The sequence below is a fragment of the Brevibacillus sp. NL20B1 genome, from assembly GCF_018195675.1.
GTDB classification, from domain to species: Bacteria; Bacillota; Bacilli; order Brevibacillales; family Brevibacillaceae; genus Brevibacillus; species Brevibacillus aydinogluensis.
In genome coordinates, this window is record NZ_JAGTPT010000013.1 from 1 (window position 1) to 26883 (window position 26883).

At 58.1% G+C, this 26883-nt stretch carries 24 protein-coding genes; 17 read left to right on the forward strand and 7 right to left on the reverse strand.

Annotated elements, in window-relative coordinates; all coding sequences use genetic code 11:
- The first annotated feature begins 4 nt into the window (after positions 1-4).
- Positions 5-181: a VanZ family protein gene (locus KDN35_RS20235; RefSeq protein WP_481752770.1), complete on the forward strand. Its 177-nt coding sequence runs from the start codon at positions 5-7 to the stop codon at positions 179-181.
- A 137-nt stretch (positions 182-318) separates the two neighbouring features.
- Here the strand turns inward: KDN35_RS20235 and KDN35_RS10555 are convergent, their stop codons facing one another.
- Both KDN35_RS10555 and KDN35_RS10560 read right to left on the reverse strand, forming a co-directional pair.
- Complete coding sequence (locus KDN35_RS10555; protein ID WP_212132687.1) at positions 319-1017, reverse strand: hypothetical protein; 699 nt, start codon at positions 1015-1017, stop codon at positions 319-321.
- A 212-nt stretch (positions 1018-1229) separates the two neighbouring features.
- On the reverse strand, positions 1230-1688 hold the full coding sequence (locus KDN35_RS10560; RefSeq protein ID WP_212132688.1) for a hypothetical protein: 459 nt from the start codon (positions 1686-1688) through the stop codon (positions 1230-1232).
- 318 nt (positions 1689-2006) lie between these two features.
- Here KDN35_RS10560 and KDN35_RS10565 point away from each other — a divergent pair, with 318 nt between their 5' ends.
- The 3 genes from KDN35_RS10565 (at position 2007) to hrpB (ending at position 8021) form a co-directional block, all read left to right on the forward strand.
- Positions 2007-2660, forward strand: a complete 654-nt coding sequence (locus KDN35_RS10565; RefSeq protein ID WP_171566690.1) for a glycoside hydrolase domain-containing protein — start codon at positions 2007-2009, stop codon at positions 2658-2660.
- A gap of 369 nt (positions 2661-3029) precedes the next feature.
- The gene (gene helD / locus KDN35_RS10570; protein WP_212132689.1) at positions 3030-5381 is read left to right on the forward strand and encodes an RNA polymerase recycling motor HelD; all 2352 of its coding nucleotides are present in this window, start codon (positions 3030-3032) and stop codon (positions 5379-5381) included.
- Positions 5382-5507: 126 nt separating this feature from the next.
- The gene (gene hrpB / locus KDN35_RS10575; RefSeq protein WP_212132690.1) at positions 5508-8021 is read left to right on the forward strand and encodes an ATP-dependent helicase HrpB; all 2514 of its coding nucleotides are present in this window, start codon (positions 5508-5510) and stop codon (positions 8019-8021) included.
- Between the two features lie 114 nt (positions 8022-8135).
- Here the strand turns inward: hrpB and bluB are convergent, their stop codons facing one another.
- Both bluB and KDN35_RS10585 read right to left on the reverse strand, forming a co-directional pair.
- Positions 8136-8813 carry a 5,6-dimethylbenzimidazole synthase gene (gene bluB, locus KDN35_RS10580; RefSeq protein ID WP_171566687.1) on the reverse strand — a complete coding sequence of 226 codons (678 nt, stop codon included), beginning with the start codon at positions 8811-8813 and terminating at the stop codon, positions 8136-8138.
- Between the two features lie 552 nt (positions 8814-9365).
- Positions 9366-9722 carry a hypothetical protein gene (locus KDN35_RS10585; RefSeq protein ID WP_171566686.1) on the reverse strand — a complete coding sequence of 119 codons (357 nt, stop codon included), beginning with the start codon at positions 9720-9722 and terminating at the stop codon, positions 9366-9368.
- Positions 9723-10265: 543 nt separating this feature from the next.
- On the opposite strand from KDN35_RS10585, the gene KDN35_RS10590 reads away from it, so the two are divergent.
- The 12 genes from KDN35_RS10590 to KDN35_RS10645 all read left to right on the forward strand — a co-directional run bounded on the left by KDN35_RS10590 (position 10266) and on the right by KDN35_RS10645 (position 23924).
- On the forward strand, positions 10266-11483 hold the full coding sequence (locus KDN35_RS10590; protein WP_256379895.1) for an anhydro-N-acetylmuramic acid kinase: 1218 nt from the start codon (positions 10266-10268) through the stop codon (positions 11481-11483).
- A gap of 22 nt (positions 11484-11505) precedes the next feature.
- On the forward strand, positions 11506-13053 hold the full coding sequence (locus tag KDN35_RS10595; protein WP_171566685.1) for an ABC transporter substrate-binding protein: 1548 nt from the start codon (positions 11506-11508) through the stop codon (positions 13051-13053).
- A 71-nt stretch (positions 13054-13124) separates the two neighbouring features.
- A complete protein-coding gene (locus tag KDN35_RS10600; RefSeq protein ID WP_212132691.1) occupies positions 13125-14066 on the forward strand; it encodes an ABC transporter permease in 942 nt (313 codons plus the stop codon).
- A 16-nt stretch (positions 14067-14082) separates the two neighbouring features.
- A complete protein-coding gene (locus tag KDN35_RS10605) occupies positions 14083-14916 on the forward strand; it encodes an ABC transporter permease (protein WP_212132692.1) in 834 nt (277 codons plus the stop codon).
- Positions 14917-14929: 13 nt separating this feature from the next.
- Positions 14930-16147: a serine hydrolase domain-containing protein gene (locus tag KDN35_RS10610; protein WP_212132693.1), complete on the forward strand. Its 1218-nt coding sequence runs from the start codon at positions 14930-14932 to the stop codon at positions 16145-16147.
- Between the two features lie 19 nt (positions 16148-16166).
- Positions 16167-17141: an ABC transporter ATP-binding protein gene (locus KDN35_RS10615; protein WP_171566681.1), complete on the forward strand. Its 975-nt coding sequence runs from the start codon at positions 16167-16169 to the stop codon at positions 17139-17141.
- Positions 17138-18100, forward strand: coding sequence for an ABC transporter ATP-binding protein (locus KDN35_RS10620; RefSeq protein ID WP_304414543.1), 963 nt, complete (start codon positions 17138-17140; stop codon positions 18098-18100). Before KDN35_RS10615 ends, KDN35_RS10620 begins: the two co-directional genes overlap by 4 nt.
- Positions 18101-18316: 216 nt before the next feature.
- Positions 18317-19738: an FAD-linked oxidase C-terminal domain-containing protein gene (locus KDN35_RS10625; protein ID WP_171566678.1), complete on the forward strand. Its 1422-nt coding sequence runs from the start codon at positions 18317-18319 to the stop codon at positions 19736-19738.
- Positions 19725-21032: a (Fe-S)-binding protein gene (locus tag KDN35_RS10630; RefSeq protein WP_212132694.1), complete on the forward strand. Its 1308-nt coding sequence runs from the start codon at positions 19725-19727 to the stop codon at positions 21030-21032. The genes KDN35_RS10625 and KDN35_RS10630 overlap by 14 nt, the downstream gene beginning before the upstream one ends.
- Before the next feature lie 417 nt (positions 21033-21449).
- Positions 21450-22718, forward strand: coding sequence for a glutamate/aspartate:proton symporter GltP (gene gltP / locus KDN35_RS10635; protein ID WP_171566676.1), 1269 nt, complete (start codon positions 21450-21452; stop codon positions 22716-22718).
- A 122-nt stretch (positions 22719-22840) separates the two neighbouring features.
- On the forward strand, positions 22841-23011 hold the full coding sequence (locus KDN35_RS10640; RefSeq protein WP_171566675.1) for a hypothetical protein: 171 nt from the start codon (positions 22841-22843) through the stop codon (positions 23009-23011).
- A 451-nt stretch (positions 23012-23462) separates the two neighbouring features.
- On the forward strand, positions 23463-23924 hold the full coding sequence (locus tag KDN35_RS10645) for a PilZ domain-containing protein (RefSeq protein WP_230076645.1): 462 nt from the start codon (positions 23463-23465) through the stop codon (positions 23922-23924).
- 56 nt (positions 23925-23980) lie between these two features.
- Here KDN35_RS10645 and gerQ read toward each other — a convergent pair whose 3' ends face one another.
- The 3 genes from gerQ to KDN35_RS10660 form a co-directional block, all read right to left on the reverse strand.
- Positions 23981-24415 (reverse strand): spore coat protein GerQ, encoded by a 435-nt coding sequence (gerQ, locus tag KDN35_RS10650; RefSeq protein ID WP_171566674.1) that lies wholly within the window; start codon positions 24413-24415, stop codon positions 23981-23983.
- Positions 24416-24430: 15 nt separating this feature from the next.
- A complete protein-coding gene (locus KDN35_RS10655) occupies positions 24431-24853 on the reverse strand; it encodes a cell wall hydrolase (protein WP_171566673.1) in 423 nt (140 codons plus the stop codon).
- Positions 24854-25017: 164 nt separating this feature from the next.
- Positions 25018-25581, reverse strand: a complete 564-nt coding sequence (locus KDN35_RS10660) for a YqaA family protein (RefSeq protein WP_171566672.1) — start codon at positions 25579-25581, stop codon at positions 25018-25020.
- Positions 25582-25901: 320 nt separating this feature from the next.
- Between KDN35_RS10660 and KDN35_RS10665 the strand changes: the two genes are divergently transcribed.
- Complete coding sequence (locus KDN35_RS10665) at positions 25902-26855, forward strand: spore coat protein (protein WP_212132695.1); 954 nt, start codon at positions 25902-25904, stop codon at positions 26853-26855.
- Positions 26856-26883 lie beyond the last annotated feature (28 nt).

A 26883-nucleotide genomic window follows, 5' to 3' on the forward strand; every position in this document is an offset into this window, starting at 1 on the left:
GTTGTTGATCTGTTTCATCAGTGTAATTGGAATTGAGGTTTTTCAATTTGTTACAATGTTGGGTTTTTTTGATGTTGATGATATCATGTTGAATATGACAGGTTGTATAATTGGATATCTTATATATGGTGGGCTTAGAATCTTAACCAGGAATCATAGCAAACTTGAATTTCGAAATTAACAACTCTATGAAAACGTACAAAAGAGTGCGATTACACGTGGCCATCCCCGAAAACTGCGAATTTCCGAAAAAAAGTTGAATTTAATAAACCCAAGAATGTTGGTATTTCCGCATTCTTGGGCTTTTTTCATTGTTTTTTATTCAGCAGACTCAAACAATGTGCCATTAAATTTATACATTGTGGCTGTGTGTGTAAATTGCGGCGTAATTGTGCTGTCAAGCGGGCGCTTGTATTCGGTGGAAAAGACATAGAGATAATCGCCATCGATGTGAAAGGTGCTTATTTTGGCGTAATATTCATCTTGAAAAGTAGAAATTTCTTTTATCGGATGTTCCCAAGCTTCAACAAAATTCCCGTTATCATCTAAATACCAAAGCACAACGGTTTTGGTATGGGCACCTGTCCCGCCAGAATGATAAACAATCTGGTATAACTTCTTATCTTGTATCACCGTAGCTGGCTCCTGTACCGTAAGATTATCAATTTTCCATTTCCGTTCGGCAATCAGTTTGTATTCCTCATTTTTCTGTTTGTCAAAAATGAAAAACGATCCAATGTTGGTGCCGCCAGTCAAGGTTGCTGCAATTTCCACATCATCGTCATGGTCGATGTTTACTTCTTGGAAAGCAAGATGCTCAAAGTAGTGATTCTTCTCTTTGCTTTGCGCTTGTATCCATTGCTTTATCTGGTCTTTTCCAATTGAAGAATTACTTTGACTATGTGCCACATCTGACGAAAACAATGTTTGAGATGTGAAAACGGAAATGCCGATTACAAGACTGACTGCTGCACAAGACACAACTGCGATTTTATTAAACACCCAATTCACCGCCAATACGATTCGCTGCTCACATATAGGAGACGGCAGAAAACACGTTTTGTTTCAAAAAAATGTAAATGGCTTCGGGGGAAAATCATTATGTCAGGTGAAGGTCATTACGCCGTTAGATAACTTTTTTGGGCCAATAAACAAGCACAACTCTTTTACGGGCTGGGCCCACGACATTTGCAGTCAGCCAAAAGTACGCTTCTGACAGGCGCACGTGCTTATGGCTGACTTGTTTTTTGATCGAGTGTATGAAACTCAAGCTGATGCATTTTAAGTACGGTCAATGGATCGACATCGTTGACGATTTTATAAACATTTACACGCTTGTCATGACTGATCCGTATGTAGTTGTGATCTTCAAGAAGTTCCATGCCAAACCGATATGAACCGTTCACATATAACCTTATGGCATAAGCCCCACGAGACGTGAAGTCGTTAACCTTTTGCAACCTCAAGGTTGAGAGCGCTGCAAGTATGTTTTTGACCTTGTCCTGATCAACGATCTTTGTGGTTGCGTCGTCCGAATATCTCTCCATTCTGATTGTAACCTCGTCATTTGGCTGTATTTGATCCTCTACGATGTCTGCAAACGACGTGTATGACATTCTCTCCACGCTCAAATAAACGCCGCATACCCCAAGAATGAACAGAAAGGTTAGAAGGATCGGTTTTCGCAAGATTTCTCTCCCCCTTGCATGATGTTGTTTATGTAGGGAGCGCACTCCTATAAAACGAACAGGAAAACCAGGCAGTCTGTTACATATATTGTAAACTGCTCGAGGGGAAAGTCAGTGATATTTTTCAGTGTGCAGACAAAGTCCGTGGTGGAATGGGTGTTGGTTCCCGATCGCTCTTTTGACGACCGGCAAAGCAGCGGATCGCGTCCGCGCCAAAACGGAATGCGGGCAGGGGGCTTGCAATGATTGCAGGGCTGGCGTTTCTCCTGCTGTCTCCATATACATGGAGGTAACAACGTGTGAGGGAGGACAGCGCACATGCCGGAACCAATGCTGTGGGGAGTAGATTCAGCTTCACGAGTGGGAAATGAGTTGTATCAATGTGTAGTGCGCAACTTCGGCAAACCTGCCTACTGGGGAAGGTATTTGGCAACGGTTCCCAATGCAGCCGACGGACTGACGAAGGCGGAAGCGTCTTTTCTGCATCGCAACGGCGTGAAAATCCTGCCGATTTACAGTAAATTCACCCGAGCGGTCGGCTATGACCAGGGGCGAATCATTGCGAGAAACAGCATGTACTACGCTCAACTGCTCGGGATTCCCAAGGGAACCATCCTGTTTGCCAACATCGAGAAACGGTTTCAGGTCGATGAAGCGTGGATTCGCGGGTGGGTGGATGCAATCGATCAGGGAGGATATCGTCCGGGGATTTACTGTGATCCGAGTCAACCCGCCTTTTCCCGAGCGTATTGTCTCGCGCAGGAAAGGAGCGAAAGGGTGCGAACGCGAACCGTACTGTGGAGCCAGGAGCCTACGCCGGGCCCGTCATCTTCGCGTCAAGCACCGGCGTATGCACCCGTCCGTCCCCCCTGCCCGGCACAGGTCTGGGCATGGCAGTACGGCGAAAACGCGAGGGAATGTCCGATCGACACCAATCTCATGGACCGCCGGCTGTTTCAATTGCTCTGGTAAATTGGATGCGTTCACCGATTTTGTATGATCCTCGTCCATCCTCCAAAAGTTCACGAGAAAGTTGCTTGCTCTATCATGGAAATTTATGGTATTAGTATTGGCAGCATCTACGAAAAACGGAGACGATTCACGCGTCTCCGTTTGCTCTATCGCTTTCTAGCTGATATTTCGTTCATTTCATCGCCGTGGGAATGGGACAAGTTCTTCTGGCGCCGCCCGCATTGTGTTTTGCATCCGTCTGTGTTAGAATGAGGAGTGGCCACTACCCACCAACAAAAACTGAATAATATATCCCAATATAATCTTATCACAAATGATGTGGATTGTCAAACACTGTGGTCCAAAATTTTGCTGAAGAGGAGCGATACGATGAGCGTGACGGAGAGAGAGTGGCGGGAAGAAAATGAACGTGTTGAACGTGTCATCGGCGTGATTGACCGGAAAATCAACAGTCTTGAGGAGCATGTCAGCAACGTGCGGGCGGACATCGTGGAGATCCGAAAAAACTTTTGGGACGATGTGACGGTCAACGTTGACGATATGATGGAAGCGATAGAGACGTACGCGAGCATCAAGCAGCAGGCTGAGGTGTTGTCGGAGCGGGAACGCAGCCACCGCCATGCGAGCAGGCAGCTTGCCACGCTGAAGAAACTGAAACAGTCGCCGTATTTCGGGCGAATCGACTTTGTCGAAGACGGGGAGCAAACTCCGGAGCGCATCTACCTGGGAATCGCCTCCCTGCTCGACGAACAGGACGAACAGTTTCTGATCTACGATTGGCGCGCGCCGGTGTCCAGCCTGTATTACGACTACCCGCCCGGACCAGCGCAGTACGAGACTCCTGGCGGTACGATTACCGGCACGATGGAGTTGAAGCGGCAGTACATCATCCGTGACGGCCGGATTCAGAGCATGTTTGACACGGGGGTCACCATCGGCGACGAACTGCTGCAGGAAGTGCTCGGCAGACAGGCGGACGGGCAGATGAAAAGCATCGTGGCCACGATTCAAAAAGAACAAAACCGCATTATCCGCAACGAGCGAAGCCGGCTGCTCGTCGTACAGGGAGCAGCGGGAAGCGGCAAGACGTCTGCCGCTCTGCAGCGGGTGGCCTATCTTCTCTACCGGTACCGGAACACGCTGCGGGCGGAGCAGATCGTGCTGTTTTCCCCCAATCCGCTGTTTAACAGCTACGTGTCCACCGTCCTGCCCGAATTGGGTGAGGAAAACATGCAGCAGACGACGTTTCAGGAGTACGTGGAGCACAGGCTGGGGGAGACGTTTCGCATCGAAGATCCGTTTGCGCAGATGGAATACGCCTACACCGCCATGGACGAGCCGGGGTATGACGCCCGCATGGAAGGCATTCGCTTCAAGGCGTCTGCCGCCTTCAAGCAGGTGATCGAGCGCTACGTGGAATCGCTCCGGCAAGCGGGGTTGCTCTTTGCGGATGTGACCTTCCGCGGCAGGACCCTGATTGACGCCGAGCAGATCCGGGAGCATTTTTACTCGCTCGATCCCTCGCTGCGCCTCCCCAACCGCTTGAGGCTGACGGCAGAGTGGCTGCTGGAAGAATTGCGAAAGCAGGAGCGCCAGGAGCGGACGCAGCCGTGGGTGGAAGACGAGATCGACCTGCTTGATCGGGAGGCGTATTACCGCGCCTATCAACAGCTTCGGCGGGAAAAGCGCTTTACCGCCGAGTCGTTTGACGACTTTGAGCGCGAACGGGAATTGCTTGCCGCCACGGTCGTCAACGAGCACTTCGAGCCGCTGCGCCGGTGGGTGAAGCAGTTTGGTTTTGTCAACATGAAGGCCGTGTACCGGCAGTTGTTTGCCGATCCGCAGTACGCGATGCGTTTAGCAAACGATCTCCCCTGGCCGCAGCAGTGGGCGGAGATATGCGCCAGGACCGTGGAGATGCTGGATCGGTCCGAGCTGTTCTGGGAGGACGCCACGCCGTATTTGTATGCAAAAGAGTTGATCGAAGGCTTTCACACCAACACGTCGGTCCGGCACGTGTTCATCGATGAGGCACAGGACTACTCGCCGTTTCAGTTTGCTTTTCTCCGGCGGCTGTTTCCGCACAGCAGCATGACCGTGCTCGGCGACCTGAACCAGGCGATTTACGCCCACGTCGATGCGCAAACCGACTTTTCCCCGCTCGCATCGCTGTACGAAGACGGACAGACCGAGATGATCGTGCTGACGCGGAGCTACCGGTCCACGCGGCAGATCGTCGAGTTTACCCGCGGGCTGATCACCGGGGGCGAAGTGATTCAGCCGTTTAACCGGGACGGCGTAAAGCCAACCTTGACACAAGCTGCCGATCCGAGCGATCTGGCGGAAAAGATTGTCGCCCGCATCCGCGCGCTTCAAGACGCGGGACACCGGACGATTGCGGTCATCTGCAAAACTGCCCGGGAAAGTCGGGACGCGTACGCAGCACTCAGCAGCCGGCTGCCGGTGCGCCTGATCAGCAAGGAGACGGTCTCCTTTGAGCCGGGCGTGCTCGTCATCCCGTCCTATCTGGCCAAAGGCGTCGAATTCGACGCGGTCATCATCTACGATGCGTCTCGGGTGACGTACGGGCGGGAGGCGGAACGCAGGCTGTTTTACACTGCCTGTACGCGGGCGATGCATGAACTGCACCTGTATGCTGTCGGCGAGGTGAGCCCGTTTGTGACCGCGCTGTCTCCCGATACTTACGTTACGGAGCGCTGACAGCATAAGGCCGCCGGGCCCGCACTCCCATCATGAGTCAAAGCGCGTGCCGACCGCCGGCGAAGCGGCTATAATAGCAGAGGTGGAACAGGATGTTCGTGGCTGAAACAAACATGAGGTGATCGCATGAATACATTGCCCGTCGATTCGATCATCCCGGCGTTGAAAGAGGCGCTTCGCACCCGCAGCAGCGCGGTGCTGGTGGCTGCGCCCGGGGCGGGGAAAACGACCCGGGTGCCGCTTGCCCTGCTCGACGAGCCGTGGCTGGCCGGACGACGCATTCTGATGTTGGAACCGCGCCGTCTGGCTGCGCGAGCGGCGGCGCGCTACATGGCCGCCTCGCTGGGGGAACAGGTGGGTGACACCGTGGGATACCGGGTGCGCCTGGATACCCGGGTCGGGCCTGCCACGCGCATCGAAGTGGTTACCGAGGGCGTGCTGACGCGGATGCTGCAGGCCGACCCGGCACTTGAGGACACGGGATTGGTCATTTTTGACGAATTTCACGAGCGCAGCCTTCATGCCGACCTGGGATTGGCCCTGTGCCTGGAGGCTCAGTCCGTACTGCGCGACGATCTGCGCATCCTGGTCATGTCGGCCACGTTGGATGCCGAGCCGGTGGCTGCGCTGTTGGGCGATGCGCCGGTGCTGACGAGCGAAGGACGAGCCTATCCGGTGGAGACGCGCTATCTGGACCGCCGGGTGGAGGGGGCGATTGAGACGGTCGTCGTCCGCCGGATTCAGGAAGCGCTCGCGTCGGAACCGGGAGATATCCTGGTCTTTTTGCCGGGAGCGGGAGAGATTCGCAGGGTGGAAGAAAGGCTCGCCGAGCTGGAGTTGGGCGCCTCCGTCCGGGTGGCCCCCCTCTACGGAAATCTGCCGCAGGAGGTACAGGACCGGGCGATTGCTCCGGGACGGCCGGGTGAGCGCAAAATTGTCCTCGCCACTTCCATCGCCGAGACCAGCCTGACGGTGGAAGGGGTCCGGGTGGTGATTGACAGCGGCCTAGCGCGGGTGCCGCGCTTTTCGCCGCGCACAGGCATGGCCCGGCTGGAAACGATCCGGGTGTCGCAGGCGTCGGCCGAGCAGCGACGGGGCCGGGCAGGCCGTCTCGGCCCCGGCGTATGCTACCGGCTGTGGACAGAGCAGGAGCACCGGCACCTGGCATTGCGAAACACGCCCGAGATTCTGGAATCGGATCTGGCTCCGCTGGCGCTCGAACTGGCTGCCTGGGGCGTCGCGGACCCGGCTGAGCTGCGCTGGCTCGACTCGCCTCCGGCTGCCGCCCTTGCGCAGGCGCGTGACCTGCTCGTGCAGCTCGGCGCACTGGAGAAAAGCGGGGCGATTACCCCGCACGGACGGCGGATGGCAGAGCTTGGTCTGCATCCCCGTCTTGCGCACATGATCCTAAAGGCCATTCCCCTCGGTCTGGGCGGATTGGCCTGCGAACTGGCGGCACTTCTGAGCGAACGGGATATTTTGCGCAGCGGTCATCATCCGGCCGACGCCGATCTGCGCCTGCGGGTGGAGACGCTGCGACAGGCAGCGGCGGGAGGGCGGCCCGGCGATGCCGCACCGCCTGGGTACACGGTGGATGCGGCTGCCATCCGACGGATTCTCGCTGAGGCGAACCACTGGAAGCGTGAGGCGGGAATTGCTGAAAACAGCGGCGACGACGTAGACGCGTGCGGACTTTTGCTCGCTTTCGCCTACCCCGATCGAATCGCGCGGAGGCGCGACAGCGGGCGGTTTCTGTTGCGCAACGGCCGCGGGGCAGCACTGGCCGGGCAGCAGACGTTGGCCCAGGCTCCCTGGCTGGTGGCAGCCGAACTGGACGATCTGAGAACGGAAGGACGTGTGCATCTTGCTGCTCCGGTCGACATATCCGATCTGGAGCGGCACTTCGCCGACCAGATCGAGGCGGAGACGGCCGTATACTGGGATCGCGAGGCGCAGGCCGTGCGGGCGAGACAACGGAAACGGCTGGGGGCCCTGGTGCTGAAAGACGTACCGCTGGCCGACCCCGATCCGGAAGCGACCGCGGCTGCGCTGCTTCGCGGGATCGCCGAAGAAGGGCTGAACATCCTGCCGTGGACCAAGCAGGCCCGCCAGTTTTGGCAGCGACTGTTGTTCATGAGCCGGCACGAGGAGGGCTGGCCGGACGTGTCGGAGGAGGCGCTGTCGGCTTCGCTGCCTGACTGGCTCGGGCCGCACCTGTACGGTTTGAAAAGCCGCGACGATTTGCAGCGCCTCTCCTTGACCGACATCTTCGCCGGGATGCTCTCCTGGGAGCAGCGGCGCGAACTGGATGAATACGCCCCGACGCATATCGTCGTGCCCAGCGGATCGCGCATCCCCGTCGACTACAGCGATCCCGAGGCTCCGGTGCTGGCTGTGCGGCTGCAGGAGCTGTTCGGGTTGAAGGAAACCCCCCGGATTGCCCGGGGGAGGGTGCCGCTGACGCTCCACCTGCTGTCGCCGGCACATCGCCCCGTGCAGGTGACGCGCGATCTGGCCAGCTTTTGGCGCAGCGCCTATTTTGAAGTGAAGAAGGATCTGAAAGGGCGTTACCCCAAACACTACTGGCCTGACAATCCGCTGGAGGCGCTCCCGACGAACCGGACACGGCCTCGTTCGTGAAGCCAAAGCATCGCGTATGACAAATGTGTATCTACGAAAAACAGGGTTGTACCCGTCGGTGGCAGATGCTGCTGGACGGGACAGCCCTGTCTTTTTTGTGTGTTTGTGCGGTGCTTACTTCTGACCAATCTTCACGCTGTCCGGCACCTGACCCCATTTTTCCTCGAAAATGAGCTTCTCAAGGTCAAGCCTGCGCTCCCATTGGAAGATTTCCAGCAGCGGCCGTTCCGGATAGTGGTCGGTGTAGCCGATGGACAGCAGGGCAACTGGTTCCACATGCGGCGGGATGCCGAGGATGCGGCGTACATCCGGCTTTTTGTAGAAACTGACCCAGCCCATGGCCAGGCCTTCCGCATAAGCGGCCAGCCACATGTTTTGGATGGCGCAGCTTACGGACATGATGTCCGTTTCCGGTATGGAGTTGCGCCCCAGCACGTGGTCCCCGCCTCGGGTGGGATCGCAGGTGACGCAGAGAGTAATCGGCGCTTCCTTGATCCCTTCGATTTTTAGGTCCAAAAAGGCGAGTTCCCTGTCCGTCCCCTCGTAGTGGATGGCCAGCGCCCGCCGCTCTTTTTGCACGATCTCTGCCAGCTGCTGTTTCGTCGCCGCGTCGCGGATGATGACAAAATTCCACGGCTGCATGAAGCCGACAGACGGAGCGTGGTGGCCGGCCTGCAGGATGGCAAACAGCTTTTCGTCTGGAACCGGTTTGTCCAGAAATGTACGGATGTCCCTGCGATTTACGATGGCCTTGTACACGCCCCGTTTTTCTTCCTCCGACAAACGATTCACGAATGACTTCCCCCTTGTTGATATTGTGGACAAACTGTGCTGTGATGATTGTACCATTTGCATAGGTCCAGGCTCGTAAAAAAGCCAGTTCCAGCAACCTTTTGACCGTATTGCCGTCTGTAAAGTTGATTCATCACGTATTACCCCTCCCTTTCTAGGGACTGCCTGTACCATACAGGCAGCTTTTTTTTTATCTTCATGCTGGCGGAGAGGGCAGTCTTCCCATCCGCGGTGTACGGACAGATAGGAAAAAATAGTATACAGAAAAAGTAAATAAATGGAAATCAAACCCTGTACATCCTGCCGGGAGCAGAGCAGAAGCAAGATAAACGTTAGCACGCGCCTGAAAATCGCGTCCTGCCATGGTGCAGTTTTTTACAAATTACGAAGAAAACAAAAGACGACACTTTTCGATAAGCGAAAAGCATAGTACAATTCCTAGTATGTACGAACTTGGGGAGTTCGTGACGGCGGTCCAAAACTGTGCAGGAGGGACCGCCTCTTTTTTATGTTTCGTTGTCAAAACCCCTCCAAAAGCTGGCAGACAGGTGTCTAGCCGAGGGAGGGCGGTTTGTGAACGGGAAAGGATTCGATCGGCGCAAAGCTGCCGTTGATCAGTGCGTCAATCAACTGCTCGGCGGTCAGCGAAATCGTGATGCCGGGATCGGGGATGTCGACCTGGAACTTGTCGGATTGATAGCGGTACAGAAGGGTTCCGATCGGCTGGATCGGGTAGATGAGGATGTCTTGGCCAAGCCGTTGTCCGGTTTTGGCAATCTCCCGCAACGCCCAAAACAGTTCACCCCAGACGGGCAGATACGGTTTGCGCTTGTGCCGCCTAAGCGCATCTACGAGATGGACACGCAGGCTGTCCAGCAGCTCCCGGTTTTGGTCTTCCACGATTAGCATAAAGGGCTGCCACTCCTTTGTCGGTGCGCTTGGGGACAGGCGTCCCCGGCGGGCAATGTCCTGCTGTCGGCATTGCCGGCCAATCACTTCTACGCATCAGTGTAAGTCACGATTGACAGGGACGCAAGCGTGTACAAAAAAGGCGCATCCTCAGCTCTGCGGGCGTTCACGGCTGTTCCAAAGGTCGTCCAAGCTGCAGTGTGCCCAACGAAAAAAGCCGGATACCTTATGGTGGGTGTCCGGCTTTTTTTGCGCGTTTATTTCACGAGAACGTTCGACACGTCTTCCATCACCTGTCGGCCTGCGAGCAATCCGCTGTACACCCAACTGCTGTCGGAGCTCATTTCATACACGTGTCCTGTGATGCCCAAGGGCGGCGGCGGACATGCCTGACTGGCGGCCCTTTTTTGTTTACATTGTAGTAATAAAATTTAGTAATCATTAATTGACCCAAGAAATTTTGTTACATATAATGGTGGTAACGATTATCGTCAGTATCTTTTCAACATTCTGATTGAAGAATGCTTGCAAGGAGGTGGCCCCTTGAACGTTCAGGTACAGCGGCGCTACCGGGAGAAACGGGAACATTTGGTCATCGGGTTGATGTCGGGGACGTCGCTCGACGGAGTGGATGCCGCACTGGTGGCGATTGAAACGGACCAGGCGGGCGACATTGCCGCCGTCCGTCTCCAACATTTTTACTATCTGCCGTACTCGGATGAGTTGCGGGAGTGGTTGGCCGAGCTGTGCAGTCCGCAAACGGCCCGAATTGACCGGCTGACCCTGGCCCATTTTGGACTGGCGGAATGGTACGCCCACGCGGTCGGCGAACTGCTGGAAGCGGCCGCTGTCGCTCCCGGCGAAGTAGATGCGATCTGCACGCATGGGCAGACTGTCTGGCATGTCGCCGGCCGGGCGCCGTTTCCCTGTCCGGCGGGCACGGCAAATATCCGGGCTTCCCTGCAGATCGGCGAGCTGTCGACGCTGGCGGAGCGGACCGGGATTCCCGTCGTCGGCAATTTCCGCTCGCGCGACCTGGCGGCGGACGGCGAAGGGGCGCCGCTCGTTCCGTACGCCGATTACGTCCTGTTTCGGCACGGCGAAAAAGGGCGGCTGCTGCAAAACATCGGCGGGATTGCCAATGTGACGGTACTGCCGCCGGGCGCCTCCATCGACGATCTGGTTGCCTTTGACACGGGTCCGGGCAACATGGTGATCGACCAGATCGTGCAGATGGCGACGAACGGCCGGCAGCGCTTTGACGAGGGCGGCCGGATGGCAGCCGAAGGGACGGTCTGCGCCGAACTGCTGCAGGAGCTGCTGGCTGATCCGTACTACCGGCTGGTGCCGCCGAAAAGCACGGGGCGGGAGATGTTCGGCCGGGCGTTTGCCGAGAAGCTGTGGGCCGAAAAGGATGTGCGCGGCCTCTCCGCTGCCGACCTGGTGGCGACGGCGACGGCGCTGACGGCGGCCACGATTGTGGAAGCGTACGAATCGTTTGTGCTGCCGTCCACGCCGGTGCATGAAGTGATCGTCTCCGGCGGCGGCGCCCGCAACAAGACGCTGCTACAGATGCTCCGGGACCGTCTGCCGGCAGGCATCCAGCTGATGACGACGGACGCGTACGGCATCCCGGACGAAGCCAAGGAGGCGATCGCCTTTGCCATTCTGGGCCACGAAACACTGATGGGACGGCCGAGCAACGTGCCGTCTGTCACCGGGGCCAAACGGGCGGTCGTCTTGGGGACCATTTGTTATTAAACAGATACAGGGGGGAATCAATGTGAAAAAACGGGCATGGGCAGCGATTTTCCTGTCATTTTCCTTGCTGCTTTCCGCCTGCAGCGGCGGAGGTGGTTCTGCAAGCGATACGGCGAATCCACAACCGGGGCAGCAGGGCGGAAGCGGCAAAACCGAACTGGTCGTCGCGGCGGATCAGGACCCTGTCGGCTTGGATCCGCACAAGGTGCCGGCGGCGTCCAGCGCCCGCATCTACGCACTGGTGTATGATGGCTTGACCCGGCTGGACGAGAACCTGAACGTCACCCCCAGCCTGGCCGAGAAATGGGAGATTTCCCCGGACGGCAAGACGGTTACCTTCACGCTGCACAAGGGCGTGACGTTTCACAACGGGCGGGAGATGACGGCGGACGATGTCAAGTACAGCTTTGAGCGGATTCTCAATCCCGAGACGGGTTCCATCGCCAAGTCGTACTTCGCCAGCGTGGACGTGATCGAAGCGAAAGATCCGCACACGGTCGTGTTCAAGCTAAAACACCCGGACGCCGCTTTGCTGACGAACATGGCCAGCTCGTTTGCCGCGATCGTGCCGAAGGAAGTGGCCGACCTCAACAAGGAAGCGGTGGGGACAGGACCGTTCATCCTGGAGAAAAACGAACCGGGGCAGTACGTGCTGTTGAAGAAAAATCCCGACTATTTCAAAACCGGGCTGCCGAAAGTGGACGCGATCAAGTTCCAGATCATGAAGGACGAAGCGGAGCGGCTGGCCGCGATCCGCTCCGGCAAGGTGGACATCGCGAGCATCTCCGCCGACTCGGCCACGCTGTTGGAAGGCAAGCCGGGCGTGCAGGTGAAAAGCTACCAGTCGCTGGAGTACAGCTACCTCGGCATCAACGTAAAGAAAAAGCCGTTTGACGACCCGCGCGTGCGTCAGGCGATCAGCTATGCGGTGGACCGCAACCAGATCGTGCAGACGGTGTGGAAGGGACAGGCGTCGCTGACCGGTCCTATCTCGCCGGCCGCAGCAAACTGGGCGCTTGATCCTGCCGCCTACGACAGCTACAAGCAAAACCTGGACAAAGCAAAGCAGCTGCTGGCGGAAGCCGGCTACCCCAACGGTTTTGACACTGTGATCGAGACGGCTTCCACCTATCCGGACATGGTGGAGACGGCGCAGGTGCTGCAGCAGCAGTTAAAGGCCATCGGCATCAATGCGCGGATCAACCAACTGGAGTGGGGCAACTACATCGAGACCTGGAAGTCCAAGGAGATGTCGCTTCTGGTCGGCCGCAACACGTCCGGGACAGATTCCGACCGCTCCCTGCGCTTCTTTTTCCATACGGAGGGCTCCGCCAACGTCTGGAACTACTCCAATCCGCGGTTTGATGAGCTGGTCGTCACAGCGCTGCAGACTGTCGACCAGACCGAGCGGAAAAAGCTGTACGACGAGGCGCAGAAGCTGCTGGTGGAGGACGCGCCCAATCTGTTCCTCGCTTCCCCGAAAAACTTTTACGCGGTCCGCGACAACGTGTCGTTCCAGCCGACGGCGGCGGGCGAATCCATCGCGCTGCTGCAAGCGACCGTCCAATAGCACAGGAAACGCCTGGGAAGCCGGGGAGCAGCCGTCTCCCCGCTTCTTCGTCTCTTAAGGAGGAGTAATACGTGGGAAGCTATGTCATCAAACGCCTCGTCGGCCTTGTTCCCATCCTGTTCGGCATCTCCGTGCTCGTCTTTACCATTTTGCATCTCGTGCCGGGCGACCCTGCTTCCATCATGCTGGGGACCAATGCCACGCCGGAAGCGATTGCCGCCCTGCGCGCAAGCATGGGGCTGTATCAGCCGCTGATCACCCAGTACCTGTCCTGGCTGGGCGGCCTGGTAAAAGGGGATTTTGGCGTTTCCGTCCACACCGGCGAGGCGATTCTGCCGCAGATCTTGAAGCGTTTTTCGATCACGTTGCAGCTCACGCTGTTCGCCGTGCTGATCGGCTGGTCGATCGCGATCCCGCTGGGCATTCTGTCAGCGATCCGCGTCCACTCGAAAACGGACATCGTCGTGCGCATCGCCGCCCTGCTTGGCATCTCCGTTCCCAACTTCGCTGTCGGGACGCTGTTGCTGCTCGTGCTGTCGCTGTATTTCGGCTGGTTTCCGCCGATTGACGTCGTCAGCTTTTGGGAAGACCCGGGGGAGGCGCTGCAGGTGTTTTTGCTGCCGGCGATCACAATGGGCATCGTCATTGCCGCCGGAGTGCTCAGGATGACGCGCTCTGCCTTTCTGGAGACGATGGAAAAGGATTTCATTCGCACCGCGTGGGCCAAGGGAAACAGCATCTGGACGGTCGTCTTCGGCCACGCCTTGCGCAACTCGTCCATTCCGATCGTGACGATCGCCGGCATGCAGATCGGCTACCTGCTCGGCGGTTCCGTGATCGTGGAGCAGTTGTTTTCCATACCCGGCCTGGGGCAGTACGTGCTGGAGGGCATTTATCAGCGCGACTATCCGGTGGTGCAGGGAGGCGTGCTGTTTGTGGCGCTGGTGTTTGTCCTGGTCAACCTGCTGATCGACATCATCTACACCTGGATTGACCCGCGCATCAAGTACTAGCGAGGAGAAATCGTTCATGAGCACATACCGCCGACGCTTTTGGGAAAACAAAACGGCTGTCGTCTGTCTCGCCGTTCTTGCCGTGTTGACTGCCGCGGCAGTGCTGGCGCCGGTCATCGCCCCGCACGATCCGACGCAGATGTTTCCGGACCACCGCATGGAGGGCAGCTCCGGGCAGTTCTGGCTGGGGACGGATCAGTTTGGCCGCGACCTGTTCAGCCGAATCATTTACGGCGCGCGGGTATCGCTGACGGTGGGCTTGCTGTCCGTGCTGCTCAGCGCCGGGTTTGGCACCTTGTTCGGGCTGATCGCGGGGTATTTTGGCCGCTGGATGGACGGACTGATCATGCGGGTGATGGATGTGTTGTTCGCTTTTCCGGAAATCCTGCTGGCGCTGGCGATCGTGGCGGCGCTGGGACCGGGCACGAGCAATACGATTTTGGCGATCGGAATCGTCAACATTCCGGTGTTTACCCGGACGGTGCGCAGCGCCGTCCTGTCCGTGAAAAACCTGGAGTTTGTGGAAAGCGCCCGGGCGATCGGGGCAGGAACGCCGCGCATCCTGTTTCTGGAGATTTTTCCGAACGTCACAGCGCCGCTGTTGGTGCAGGCGACCTTGGCCATCTCCGGCGCCATCCTGACGGAATCGGCTCTCAGCTTTCTCGGATTGGGCATTCAGCCGCCCGACCCGTCATGGGGCGGGATGATTTCCGAAGCGCGCCGCTACATGGAGCTGGCGCCAGGAATGATCGTCTGGCCGTGCGTCACCATGACGGTTACGATTCTCGCCTTCAACATGTTTGGCGACGCGGTGCGCGACATACTCGATCCGAAGCATCGCAACAGATAAGGAGGGAGCGCGGATGGACGCGGAACGCATCCGGTGTGAGTTGACGGAAAGTTTGGACGAAGGCATTGACCGGGGGATTTTCCCCGGAGGCGTCGCCAGCTTGACGATCGGAGGCGAGCCGCCGGTGGTGGTCGCGCGCGGAAGTATCGGGAGAGGAGAACATACGTCGCTCCCGTCAGCGGATACCATCTACGATCTGGCTTCGCTGACCAAGGTGATCGTCACTCTGCCGCTCGTGCTGTTGAGCATGCAGACGGGGAAGCTGTCGCTCAGCGATCCGCTGGAGATTCACCTGCCGGAGTGGGAGCGGACAGCAGACGCCCGCAAACGGCGGATCACCCTCCTGCACCTGCTGACCCACACCTCCGGCCTGCCGGCATGGCGTCCGTACTATCTGTTGGGGCACGGGAGGGATGACTACCTCTCCCTGATCGCCGCCGAACCGCTGATCGGCGAGCCGGGTAAACAGGTGATCTACAGCGATCTGGGCTTCATGCTGCTGGGCTTTCTCCTGGAGCGCGTCTGGGACGAACCGCTGGAATTGTTGGCCGAGCGGCTGATCTTTCAGCCGATGGGCATGACGGCGACAGGGTACCGTCCGCTGGCGCGCGGGGTCGACATCCGGAAGATCGCCCCGACGGAGGACGGCAACGCGTACGAGCGGGAACAGTCCCGCCAGCAGGCGGAGCAGATGATGGCGGCCGGCCATCCGCACGCCGGGCAGCTGCAGGAGCGTCTGGACTCTTTCGCCTGGCGGGAGGGGATGATCCGCGGAACGGTCCATGACGGCAACTGCCACTACGGCCTGGACGGCGTGAGCGGCCACGCCGGCCTCTTTTCCACCGCGCGCGACGTAAAGCGCTACATGCGGATGTGGACGTCTGCTGACACCCCGGTGCGCCTGGACCCGGTATTGCGCACGTTTGCGGCTGGCTGCCGGACCGGCCGGCTGGCTCCGGCGCGCGCACTGGGCTGGGAGGCGTCCGCCGCGGCGGGGCCCTTGGAGGCGGCGTCCGCCGGCTGCACGGGAGGGGATCTGCTGTCTCCCGACGCCTTTGGCCACACCGGGTTTACCGGCACGTCGATCTGGTGTGATCCAATCCGGGGAGCCACGCTGATCGTGCTCACCAACCGCGTTCATCCCGCAGTCAGTCCGCTGATGCCGCGCTGGCGAAAAACGTTTCACAACCGGGTCATGTCGCTCGTCAGCGGACCGGCCCGAACATCCTGAGGAGAAAGGGGGAGACGCCATGCCACCTATATTGGAAGTGGAACACCTGCGCACCACGTTTGCCCAATCCGGCCGCACGCTGACGGTTGTCGAGGATGTCAGCTTTTCCGTTGAAGCAGGGGAGACGCTGGGCATCGTCGGCGAATCCGGCTGCGGCAAAAGCGTCACCAGCCTGTCCATCATGCGCCTGTTGGGCAAAAACGCCAAGCTGGACGGCAGCGTCCGGTTTGCCGGAACGGACGTGCTGCGGCTGTCGGAAAAGGAGATGCAGTCGATCCGCGGCAACCGGATTGCGATGATTTTTCAGGAGCCGATGACCGCGCTTAATCCGCTGCATCCGATCGGCAGACAAATCGCCGAGCCGCTGCGCCGCCACCTCGGATTGTCGCGGCGGGAGGGGGCAATGCGGGCCGTCCATCTGTTAAAGGAAGTGGGCATCCCGCGGGCGGAGGAGATCGCCGCAGAGTATCCGCACCAGCTCTCGGGCGGCATGCGGCAGCGGGTGATGATCGCGATGGCGATGGCCTGTCAGCCTCAACTGCTGATCGCTGACGAGCCGACCACGGCGCTGGACGTGACGATTCAGGCGCAGATTTTGGAGCTGATGAAAAAGCTGCGCCGCGAGCACGGTACCGCCATCCTGCTGATTACCCACGACCTGGGGGTGGTCGCCGAGATGTGCCACCGCGTCGTCGTCATGTACGCCGGTCAGATCGTGGAGGAAGCGGACGTACGGCGGCTGTTTGCCGACCCCCGGCACCCTTACACGATTGGCCTGTTGGCCTCCATGCCGAGCATCAGCGGCGGACAGGAACGTCTGCAGGCGATACCGGGAGCAGTGCCGCAGCTGCACGAAATGCCCGCCGGCTGTCGGTTTGCGCCGCGCTGTCCCAAGGCGATGGCGATCTGCCGTGAGCAGGTGCCGGAGCTGTTCCCCGTCTCCGCGACGCAGAAATGCCGCTGCTGGCTGTACCGGGAGGGGGGAGAAGCGTGAGTCAGCCGCTGCTGGAAGTGAAGGGGCTGAAAAAGTATTTTTCGGTAAAATCAGGTTTCTGGGGCAAGGAAAAGGTCGTGCGTGCCGTAGACGGCGTGCATCTGACCGTCTATCCGGGAGAGACGCTCAGCATCGTCGGCGAGTCCGGCTGCGGCAAGTCGACGACCGGCCGCTGCATTCTGCGGCTGATTGAACCGACGGAAGGGGAGATTCTGTTTCAGGGTCGGGACATCCGCGCGCTGAACGCCGCCGAGCTGCGCGCAGCCCGGCGCGACATGCAGCTCGTCTTTCAGGACCCGTTCGCCTCGTTGAATCCGCGCAAGACCGTCGGCCAAATCCTGCTGGACCCGCTGATCGTTCACGGCATCGGCACGCCAGCCGAGCGGCGCAAGCGGGTGGAGGAGATGATCGAGATTGTCGGGCTGACCAGACAGCATCTGCACCGCTTTCCGCACGAGTTTTCCGGCGGACAGCGACAGCGAATCGGCATCGCCCGGGCGCTGATTCTGCGGCCCAAGCTGGTCGTCGCCGACGAGCCCGTTTCCGCACTGGACGTTTCCATCCAGGCGCAGATTCTCAATCTGCTGAAAGACCTGCAGCGGGAGTTTCAGCTGACCTATCTGTTTATCTCCCACGACCTGAGCGTGGTGCGCCACATCTCCGACCGGGTGGCCGTCATGTACCTGGGAAAAGTGGTGGAGGTGGCGGACAAGACGGTTCTGTACGAACGGCCGATCCATCCCTACACGCAGGCGCTGCTCTCCGCCGTCCCCGTTCCCGATCCCACCCGGGAGGTAAAGCGGATTCTCCTGGAAGGGGACCTGCCCAGTCCGGCCAATCCTCCCGCAGGCTGCCAGTTTCATCCGCGCTGCCGCCACTGCATGGAGGTGTGCCGGACGACCGTGCCGCCGCTCAAGGAAGCAGAGCCCGGGCATTTGGTCGCCTGCCATCTGGGGTAAATGACAGCAGGAGAGGAAGCCGTTTGATGAGGAACAGAGAAGATGATGGAAGAACTGGAGGGATTGACCACTCAATTGCCGAATGAAGAAACGCAGTAGTTGGATCGACTCTCGGTGCGGGAAATTGTGCCCAGGGATGTGCTGGATGGGCTGGGCCATTCCCGGCGGGTTGGCACAATGATTTCACAATGATGAAAAGCGGGAGGGAGGATGGCCATGCTGCCTCAACATGTGCGCGAGCGGCTGCGGGCGATCGTCGGGGAGGCCTACTGCCTCGACAGACCGGAAGCGCTCGTCGCCTATTCCTATGACGCCACGCCGATGCACCAGGCACTGCCGGACGCGGTCGTGATGCCCAAAGACACGGCAGAAGTGCAGCAGGTGATCAAGTTGGCGGCGGAAGCGGGCATCCCCGTTGTCACGCGGGGAGCCGGTTCCAATTTGTGCGCGGCGACGGTTCCGGTCGGTGGAGGAATCGTGCTGGTGCTCAACCGGATGAACCGCATTTTGGAGATTGACGAACAAAACCTGACGATAACCGTGCAGCCGGGCGTGCGCACGTCCGACATCCATCAGGCGGTGGAAGCACGCGGTCTGTTTTACCCTCCGGACCCGGGGAGCATGGTCGTCTCCACCATCGGGGGGAACATCGCGCTCAACTCCGGAGGATTGCGGGGACTCAAGTACGGGACGACCAAGGATTACGTGCTCGGCCTGGAGGCGGTGCTGCCAAACGGCGAGGTGATCCGCACCGGCGGGAAACTGATGAAAGACGTGGCCGGATACGACCTGACCAAGCTGCTGGTCGGCAGCGAGGGCACGCTGGCAGTGATTACCGAAGCCATTCTCAAGCTGATTCCCAAACCGGCCATGCAGCGCGTCATGCTGGCGACGTTTGCCAACCTGACGGACGCAGCCCGAACGGTCTCCGACATCATCGCCAGCCGGATCATTCCGGCGACGCTGGAGTTTATGGATCAGGGGACGCTGCGGGTAGTGGAGGACTTCAAGCAGATTGGCCTGCCCACGGACGCGGCCGCCATGCTGCTGATCGGCCAGGACGGAGATCCGGAAACGGTGCACCGGGACGTGGAGCGGATTGCCTCCATCTGCCGGCAAAACGGGGCGGTTCAGGTAAAAGTGGCGACGAATGCCGAGGAGGCGGACGAGGTGATGACAGCGCGGCGCAGTGCGCTGGCCGCACTCTCCCGGCTCAGGCCGACGACGATTCTCGAAGACGCTACTGTCCCCCGCGCCGCTATCACGCCGATGGTGGAAGCGATTCAGCGGATTGCCGCCGCACACAATGTACACATCTGCACGTTTGGCCATGCCGGGGACGGCAACCTGCATCCCACCTGCATGACGGACGCCCGCAATCCCGACGAGATCGAACGGGTGGAACGGGCGTTTGAAGAGATTTTCGCCGTCGCCATTGAACTGGGCGGCACCATCACGGGAGAGCACGGCGTAGGCATTGTCAAGGCTCCTTATCTGGAATGGAAGTTGGGGGAAGCGGGCGTCGAGGTGATGAAGGCGATCAAACGGGCGTTTGATCCGAACAACCTGCTGAATCCGGGCAAAATGTTTGCCCGGGAGCGCCGGAACAGAGTGGTGGTCAACCATGCACAGCGCTGACTGGAAAGCGGCACTTGATTACGAGGAACTGTCCAACTGCATGCGCTGCGGCTTTTGCCAGCCGGCCTGTCCCACGTTTCGGCAGACCGGCTACGAAGCAGCCTCGCCGCGCGGCCGGATCGCCTTGATGAAGGCGGTGGCCGACGGCATCCTGGAGCCGGATCAAGACGTCGTCGACCAGATGAGTCTCTGCCTGGGCTGCCGCGCCTGTGAGCCGGTCTGTCCGGCCGGGGTGAAGTACGGGAGGCTGATCGAGCAGGCGCGGGAAGCGATCGAGCGGAAGCGCGTCCATCCGTGGCCGGTGCGGCTGCTTCGCTGGCTGGCGTTTCGCCAGCTCCTTCCGCGGCAGGAACGCCTCTACCTTGCCGGCAGGCTGCTCCGCTTCTACCAGCGATCAGGCCTGCAGCGGCTGGCTCGCAGGCTGGGCCTGCTTCGCCTCCTGCCCGAGCAGATGCGGACGATGGAAGCAGTTCTCCCCAAAGCGGCAGGAAAGGGATTGACAGAGGCAGTGGGAACTGTCGTGCCCGCCAGAGGGGAGAAGAAGCTGCGGGTCGGCATGTTTCGCGGCTGCATCATGGACGTATTGTTTCACGAGACCAATGTGAACACGGTCGCTCTGCTGGCGGACGCCGGATGTGAAGTGGTGATTCCGCCCGGCCAGGCGTGCTGCGGTGCCCTTCACGCCCACAGCGGGGAGCGGGAGCAGGCGCGTCAGCTCGCCAGGCAAAACATCGCTGCATTCAAACAGGCAGACGTGGAGCTGATTGTCTCCAACGCGGGCGGGTGCGGAGCCATGCTGCAGGAGTACCACCATTTGCTGCAGGATGATCCCCATTGGCAGGCAGATGCGGAGTGGTTTGTCCGGCGCGTGCGGGACATCAGCGAAGTGCTGGCCGGGCTTTCGGAGACACTCCCTTTGCAGCCGCTGCCCAAACGCATTACTTACCAGTCCTCCTGTCATCTGCGCAATGGCATGAAGGTGACCGAAGAGCCGGTGAAGCTGCTGCAATCCATACCGGAGGCAACGTTTGTTCCGCTGTTTGAAGCGGATCGCTGCTGCGGATCTGCCGGCATCTACAACCTGGTGCAGCCGGACATGGCAGGACGGATTCTGGAGGAAAAAATGGGCCACGTGGCTGAGACGCGAGCGGACATTTTGGTCACGTCCAATCCCGGCTGCCTCCTGCAGATGAAAGCGGGCATCAAGCAGGCGGGACTGGAGGACCGGATGGAGGCAGTCCATCTCGTCGATTTGTTGTCGCGCGTTCGGCGTGACGCGGAAACGGAAGGGTAGCCCCCTTCCATCGAGGCTGTGAGGCTACAATGATAGACAGCCGGACACGGCAGAAAACCAGAACAAAGCGGTCTGATCGGCACGCGCCGAACAGACCGCTTTTGCATGTCCGGCAAGGCGGGTCTAACGGTCAGTCCACACACGATCATTCGACAATGTTCAACACAATCCCCAAAATCAAAAATAGTATCAAAATAAAAAAGAATAGAAATTTGGGGCACTTAAAAAATTTCATGTTACTATAAAATCCACGGTTCACATCTTACTGCGCTACGTAACCGCTTTAATGAAGCGCTCCAATTTCACTGCGCAGTCGAGATGTGCCTTACGATCAGGAATGGTTAATCGGCAAAACTCGACATTTAGTCGAATTTTTGTGCCAGATAGATTATGAAGAAAGGATAGCGAGGTGTCAGGATGAAACGTTTTGGACTGGCCATTCAAATTGTGATTGGTCTTGTACTCGGTATTCTCGTGGGTGCTCTGTTCTACGGGAATCCTGCAGTGGAGACTTTCCTGCAGCCGATTGGTGACGTGTTTATCCGCCTGATCAAAATGATCGTCGTGCCCATTGTTATTGCCACCCTGATTGTGGGTGTAGCCGGTGTGGGCGATGTGAAGAAGTTGGGGAAAATCGGCGGGAAAACAATTCTGTATTTTGAAATCGTTACCACGATTGCCATTATTGTCGGTCTGCTCTCGGCAAACCTGTTCCAGCCCGGTGTCGGGGTGGACATGACGCAATTGACCAAGACCGATATCAACAAGTACGTGGAAACGGCTGAAACCTCCCAAAGCCACGGATTTATTGAGACCTTTGTCAACATCGTGCCGAAAAACGTCTTCGAGGCTATCGTCAAAGGGGACATGCTGGCCATTATCTTCTTCTCCGTCCTGTTTGGGCTCGGGGTAGCGGCAGCCGGAGAGAGAGGCAAACCGGTGCTGAATTTCTTCCAGGGTGTGGCCGACGCCATGTTCTGGGTGGTTAACGCGATTATGAAATTTGCACCGTTTGGTGTATTTGCCCTGATTGGCGTAACCGTTTCCAAATTCGGTCTCTCGTCGCTTGTTCCGCTGGGGAAACTGATGATTCTCGTACACTTCACGATGCTCTTCTTCGTGATCGTGGTGCTGGGCGTAATCGCCCGCATGAGCGGCATCTCCATCTTCAACCTGATCAAAATCTTGAAGGACGAGCTGCTGCTGGCATACTCCACGGCCAGCTCCGAGACGGTTCTCCCGAAAATCATGGAAAAAATGGAGCGCCTCGGCTGTCCGAAGGCTATCACCTCTTTCGTGATTCCGACGGGGTACTCGTTCAACCTGGACGGCTCCACGCTGTACCAGGCGCTGGCGGCCCTGTTCATCGCCCAGATGTACGGGATCGACATGCCGATCAGCGCGCAGATTACCCTGGTGCTAGTCTTGATGGTTACCTCCAAAGGCATTGCCGGTGTTCCCGGGGTCTCCTTCGTGGTCCTGCTCGCCACCCTCGGTTCGGTGGGCATCCCGCTTGAAGGGCTCGCCTTTATCGCCGGTATTGACCGTCTGCTCGACATGGCCCGCACGGTGGTCAATGTCATCGGCAACTCGCTGGCGGCTGTCGTCATCTCTCGCTGGGAAGGGCAGTTTGACCAAAACAAAGCAAAAGCGTATATCCGTGAAGCTACGACAAAAGTGGCGTAACACCTTACAAGCCTCCCGCAGGAATCGATGCTGCGGGAGGCTTTTTTGGTGCACACGCGCTGCCGGGCATCATTACTGCCGCTCTCCCATATAGTGGTACAAAATGGGAGGGGGAATGTAGCGTGTGGGCTTCGTTGTACGTGTTTTTCTTTTTCATGCTCATCGTGTGGGGTGTGGTGGAGCTCCTCTTTTGGTTTATCCGCAGCGATTCGATCAGCTATGACACAGACCAGCTGTGGGATAAGTTTTCGGTTACATTGCAGGACATGCACTATCCGACAAAGAAAAAATAAGGAAGCGCCGGTTTTTCGGCCCTCCAGACTGAAGACAAACTGTTTGTTTATCGAGTGTCCACATGGAAACGATCTTTCATCGTTTCCAGGCCGAAAGGCCTGCACATTGATCAACGAAGGTGGAGAAAAAGGACATGGCATGGAGTGATGGGCCAAGCGAGCTCCTTTGACGACCTGCTCAGCGGAAAAACGCTAGACGCGGGGTATACAGGGGGCACAAGTCTCACTTCATTGAAATACCCAGATGTTTGCCCCCTGCCCGCGTCGCGTTTTGAAGCGGAGGCCGCCAACTTCTTTGCTGGTCGTCAAGAGAGCGAGCGGGCCCGATCACCCATGCGCCACGGACTTTGTCTACACGCTGAAGCGCCGGTTTTGCGGCGCTCTTTTCCTGCACGTCGGCAAAGGAAGTCTCACATGATCGCTTTCATACCGTTATACAGGAGTGAACTTCGTGGATCGTTTGGTCACTATGCACCAACGGGAATATTTTCGCCTGAAACTGGCCCCGCCTTTGTGCGCGGACATGACTATCGTCATGATCAAGGGAAAGACGATGGAAGTGGGCAGCACCAGTGTGCTGATTGAAGACATCAGCGGAGGCGGACTTCGCTTTCTGACCCACTTGAAGCTGCCTGTCCACGATCAGCTCGTCCTGCAGTTTGAGACGAACGTATTTTCCCAATCCCTGAAAATGTACGGACATATCGTGCGCAGTGCGCAGTGGGACGTCGGGATCAACGAGTACGCGGTCAAATTGACGATGGAAGAGGCGATGCACCGGGAGATCAACCGGGTGGTCAATCGCCTGGCCATTCGCCTGAGGCAGAAAGGGGCATTGCCCGCCGGCTCGTTTTTGCAGGGGGACAGAAGAGAGTTTTTGGCTGCGGTCCGCTTAAGGGAGGAGCAGTTGTAAACAGAACACAACCTCATCCCTGGCGGATGAGGTTGTGCGGTGGAGCAGTCGTGCTGTCACCGAGGCATGGGCGGAAGCGCCGGCGGCACGTAGTTCAGCTCTTCGTCAGTGGTGATGTAGTCCGTGTTGACCATCAGCAGCAGATAGCGTCGGCCCGTTTGCGGATCGCTGAGGATGATGTGATCCCGTCCCGCTGCTTCCAGGCGGCCCCGGAAGATTTTGGCGTTCCATTGGGTGTTGTTCTCAAACGTTTGGTAGACGGTGATCACTTTGCCCAGATTTAAGCGGAGGATGTTTTCGATGTAGGACTCCTCCACTATTTGCCCCGGTGCCAACGGCGTTCCGGGGATGAAGGACCCGCTGGGCGGCATCGGCATTTGCGTTGGCATTGGCATCGTCGGCTGCTGTGCCGCCGGATACGGATAAGACGACGACGCATACGGATCGACGTACGGATTCACATAAGGCGGATAAGGAAATTGCTGGCTCATGATGAACTCTCTCCTTTAGTAAACTCGTGGACAATCTTGTGGGTTGGGTACAAAAAAGCAGTGCGCTTTATAGCGACCTACATTTCGTTGGTTATACCACTGAGGCGGACAGTTTCCGGCTGGCCGAAAGAACCACAGCGCGTTTGAAGCAGGGTGTTGGCGTTCGCCGTTAACGACGCGTCTGGCCAAGCGCCTTTCCTTGTCGCGGGCGCGTTGATAGAAATACGGCTTTTGCACCGCTTCAAAGCCGCCCGGCGATTGGAAGACCATTTGTCTCATCGTGCGAATGCCGCGAAAGTCCAGGCAGTTGGCGAGGATGCGGTTGACGCCGACGTTGCCGACCATCAGCATGCCCAAGTCCCCTTCGCCTTCCGCTTCGGCACGCATCAGTCTCGCCAGCATGTCTACATCCCTGCTGTTCGCTTTTATAACGGCCATTGCTTCACCTCCTCCGAAAACTCACACTTACAATATACGGACGGCACGCCGGTAGGTGAATGTCCCGCCAATTTTTTGTCGGCGCCGTCATCTCCGGCAGCAAAAAAACACGCCTCGCAGCAGCTCTGCGAGGCGCGTCTTTCATTACATGAGAAATAGCGGCGTTACGCCGATTTTTTTCGCTTTTTCCAGATCAGCCAGACGATGGCGACTAGGGCGCCAATTCCGAGTACGGTCACTTCCAGGTAGCTGTCCAGCAGCTCCTTGGCGTGTTTGCCGTAGAGGTGGAACAACAACCCGATGAGGTAAAACTTGATGCCGCGTCCCAGGATGGCAAACAGCATCAGCTTGGTCAGCGAGTAGTTGAACACGCCGCTCAAAATGGTAAAGACTTTGAACGGAATGGGGGTAAATGAACCAATCAGTACGGCGGCATCGCCATTTTTGGCAAATTGCTCTGTCGCCATCGCCGTCCACTTCTCAGGAAGCAGCTTTTGCAAGAGCGGTTTGCCCAGCCATTTGCCCAGCATGTAGCCCACCGGTGCACCGAGGATGGAACCGGTAAACGCGACGGTGGCGTACCGCATGGCGGACGTGGGATCGATCAGGCTCATCCCGATTTGCAGAAAAAAGGGCGGGACAGGGACAATAAATGAGTCCAGAAAGGCGAGGCCAAACAATCCCCATATACCGTACTGCATAAAGATTTGTGTAATTTGATCGAACATGAGCGTCTCCTTCAGGAGGGTTTTCCTCGTCTGTCGCTTTGAGCAGAGCCAGCTTCTGCGAAAGGACTTCATCCGGCGTTTTTCTTCATTATACCGGAAACAAAAAGGTTTCTGTAGTGATATCCTATGACAGGCTCTTGCCAAACAGAATGATTATTGGTGGAGTGGAGCGATGTTTTTCTGACAAGGTAATACGCGTCACATGTCAAAAGGTTTCTCCCCCATTTTTTGTACGAAGCAAGGGTTTTTTCCTGTGCGCTTCTATCTGCCGGCCGTTTCGGACATACTGTTAGGGATTTGGAAAAAAGGAGGAAACCATCATGTTGCAAGCTCATTCGTACACAGCTCATGAAGTGATGGAACTGCACGAGGCGCTCACCTGCACGATTGACGCGCTGAATACGATGCAGTTGTACACCCCCTATATCCGCGACCCGGAACTGGTCCAGCTGGTCGGTTACCAGATGCAGTTTATGCAAAACGAATACAACAGCATGGTACATACCGTGCACGGGCTGGGAGTGGGGGAATGCCTGCCGTACCGGCCCAGCACGCAGGTGTGGCAGACGCGCGCCCTGCCTACTACCGCCGCTGCCCAACCGCCGGCAGCTCCACAGCAGGCTGCATCTCACCAGCCCAATGCTCGCCCGGATCAGATGGACGATCACGACGTAGCGTCAGCGGTGCTCGGCCTGCACAAGGCGGGGGCCAAAGCAAAAATGGCCGCAGCGCTGGAGTCGGCCCATCCTCATCTGCGCGGCATGCTCCTGCAAGGGGCGGTCAACTGTGCCCAACAGGCCTACGACATGTGGAGCTACATGCAGCGGAAAGGCTACTATCCGCTGGCGACGCTGCCGCAGGAGACGAGCGCTCAACTGCTGCGCGGCTATCAGCCGATTGCCGTGAACGGACAGACGGCCATGTCCGCACAGGTCCCGCCCGCCGCGTCCGGTCAACTGCAGACGCCGCCGTCCAATGACAGCACGCTGACGAATGCGGTCAATCCCGGAGGGGCGGTCCAGCAGACGCCGCTGTCGTCGTCCCTGCAAGCAGGCGGAGCAGCGGGCCAGCCGGTCAATGCCAGCCAGATTTTTTCCTCCCCCGCCTATCGACAGGCACATGCCGGCGTACCGGCAGGAGAAACGACGATGATCGCCGGTCAGGACGCTTCGATGACGGCAGATCTGATGGGAGAAATGTCCCGTGATACGGAGGGTCGCCAGGTAAAAAGGCGCAAAAAGGATGCACCATCCGATCCGACAATTGGTCATTAAGTTCCAGTTTGGGCGTTGACGGTAGGAA

Bases quoted from the DNA above. Each gene is read 5' to 3' on its own strand.
- KDN35_RS10565 (WP_171566690.1), top strand. From the start codon at position 2,007: ATGCCGGAACCAATGCTGTGGGGAGTAGATTCAGCTTCACGAGTGGGA.
- helD (WP_212132689.1), top strand. From the start codon at position 3,030: ATGAGCGTGACGGAGAGAGAGTGGCGGGAAGAAAATGAACGTGTTGAA.
- hrpB (WP_212132690.1), top strand. From the start codon at position 5,508: ATGAATACATTGCCCGTCGATTCGATCATCCCGGCGTTGAAAGAGGCG.
- KDN35_RS10585 (WP_171566686.1), bottom strand. From the start codon at position 9,722: ATGCTAATCGTGGAAGACCAAAACCGGGAGCTGCTGGACAGCCTGCGT.
- KDN35_RS10605 (WP_212132692.1), top strand. From the start codon at position 14,083: ATGAGCACATACCGCCGACGCTTTTGGGAAAACAAAACGGCTGTCGTC.
- KDN35_RS10610 (WP_212132693.1), top strand. From the start codon at position 14,930: ATGGACGCGGAACGCATCCGGTGTGAGTTGACGGAAAGTTTGGACGAA.
- KDN35_RS10615 (WP_171566681.1), top strand. From the start codon at position 16,167: ATGCCACCTATATTGGAAGTGGAACACCTGCGCACCACGTTTGCCCAA.
- KDN35_RS10625 (WP_171566678.1), top strand. From the start codon at position 18,317: ATGCTGCCTCAACATGTGCGCGAGCGGCTGCGGGCGATCGTCGGGGAG.
- KDN35_RS10630 (WP_212132694.1), top strand. From the start codon at position 19,725: ATGCACAGCGCTGACTGGAAAGCGGCACTTGATTACGAGGAACTGTCC.
- gltP (WP_171566676.1), top strand. From the start codon at position 21,450: ATGAAACGTTTTGGACTGGCCATTCAAATTGTGATTGGTCTTGTACTC.
- gerQ (WP_171566674.1), bottom strand. From the start codon at position 24,415: ATGAGCCAGCAATTTCCTTATCCGCCTTATGTGAATCCGTACGTCGAT.
- KDN35_RS10655 (WP_171566673.1), bottom strand. From the start codon at position 24,853: ATGGCCGTTATAAAAGCGAACAGCAGGGATGTAGACATGCTGGCGAGA.
- KDN35_RS10660 (WP_171566672.1), bottom strand. From the start codon at position 25,581: ATGTTCGATCAAATTACACAAATCTTTATGCAGTACGGTATATGGGGA.
- KDN35_RS10665 (WP_212132695.1), top strand. From the start codon at position 25,902: ATGTTGCAAGCTCATTCGTACACAGCTCATGAAGTGATGGAACTGCAC.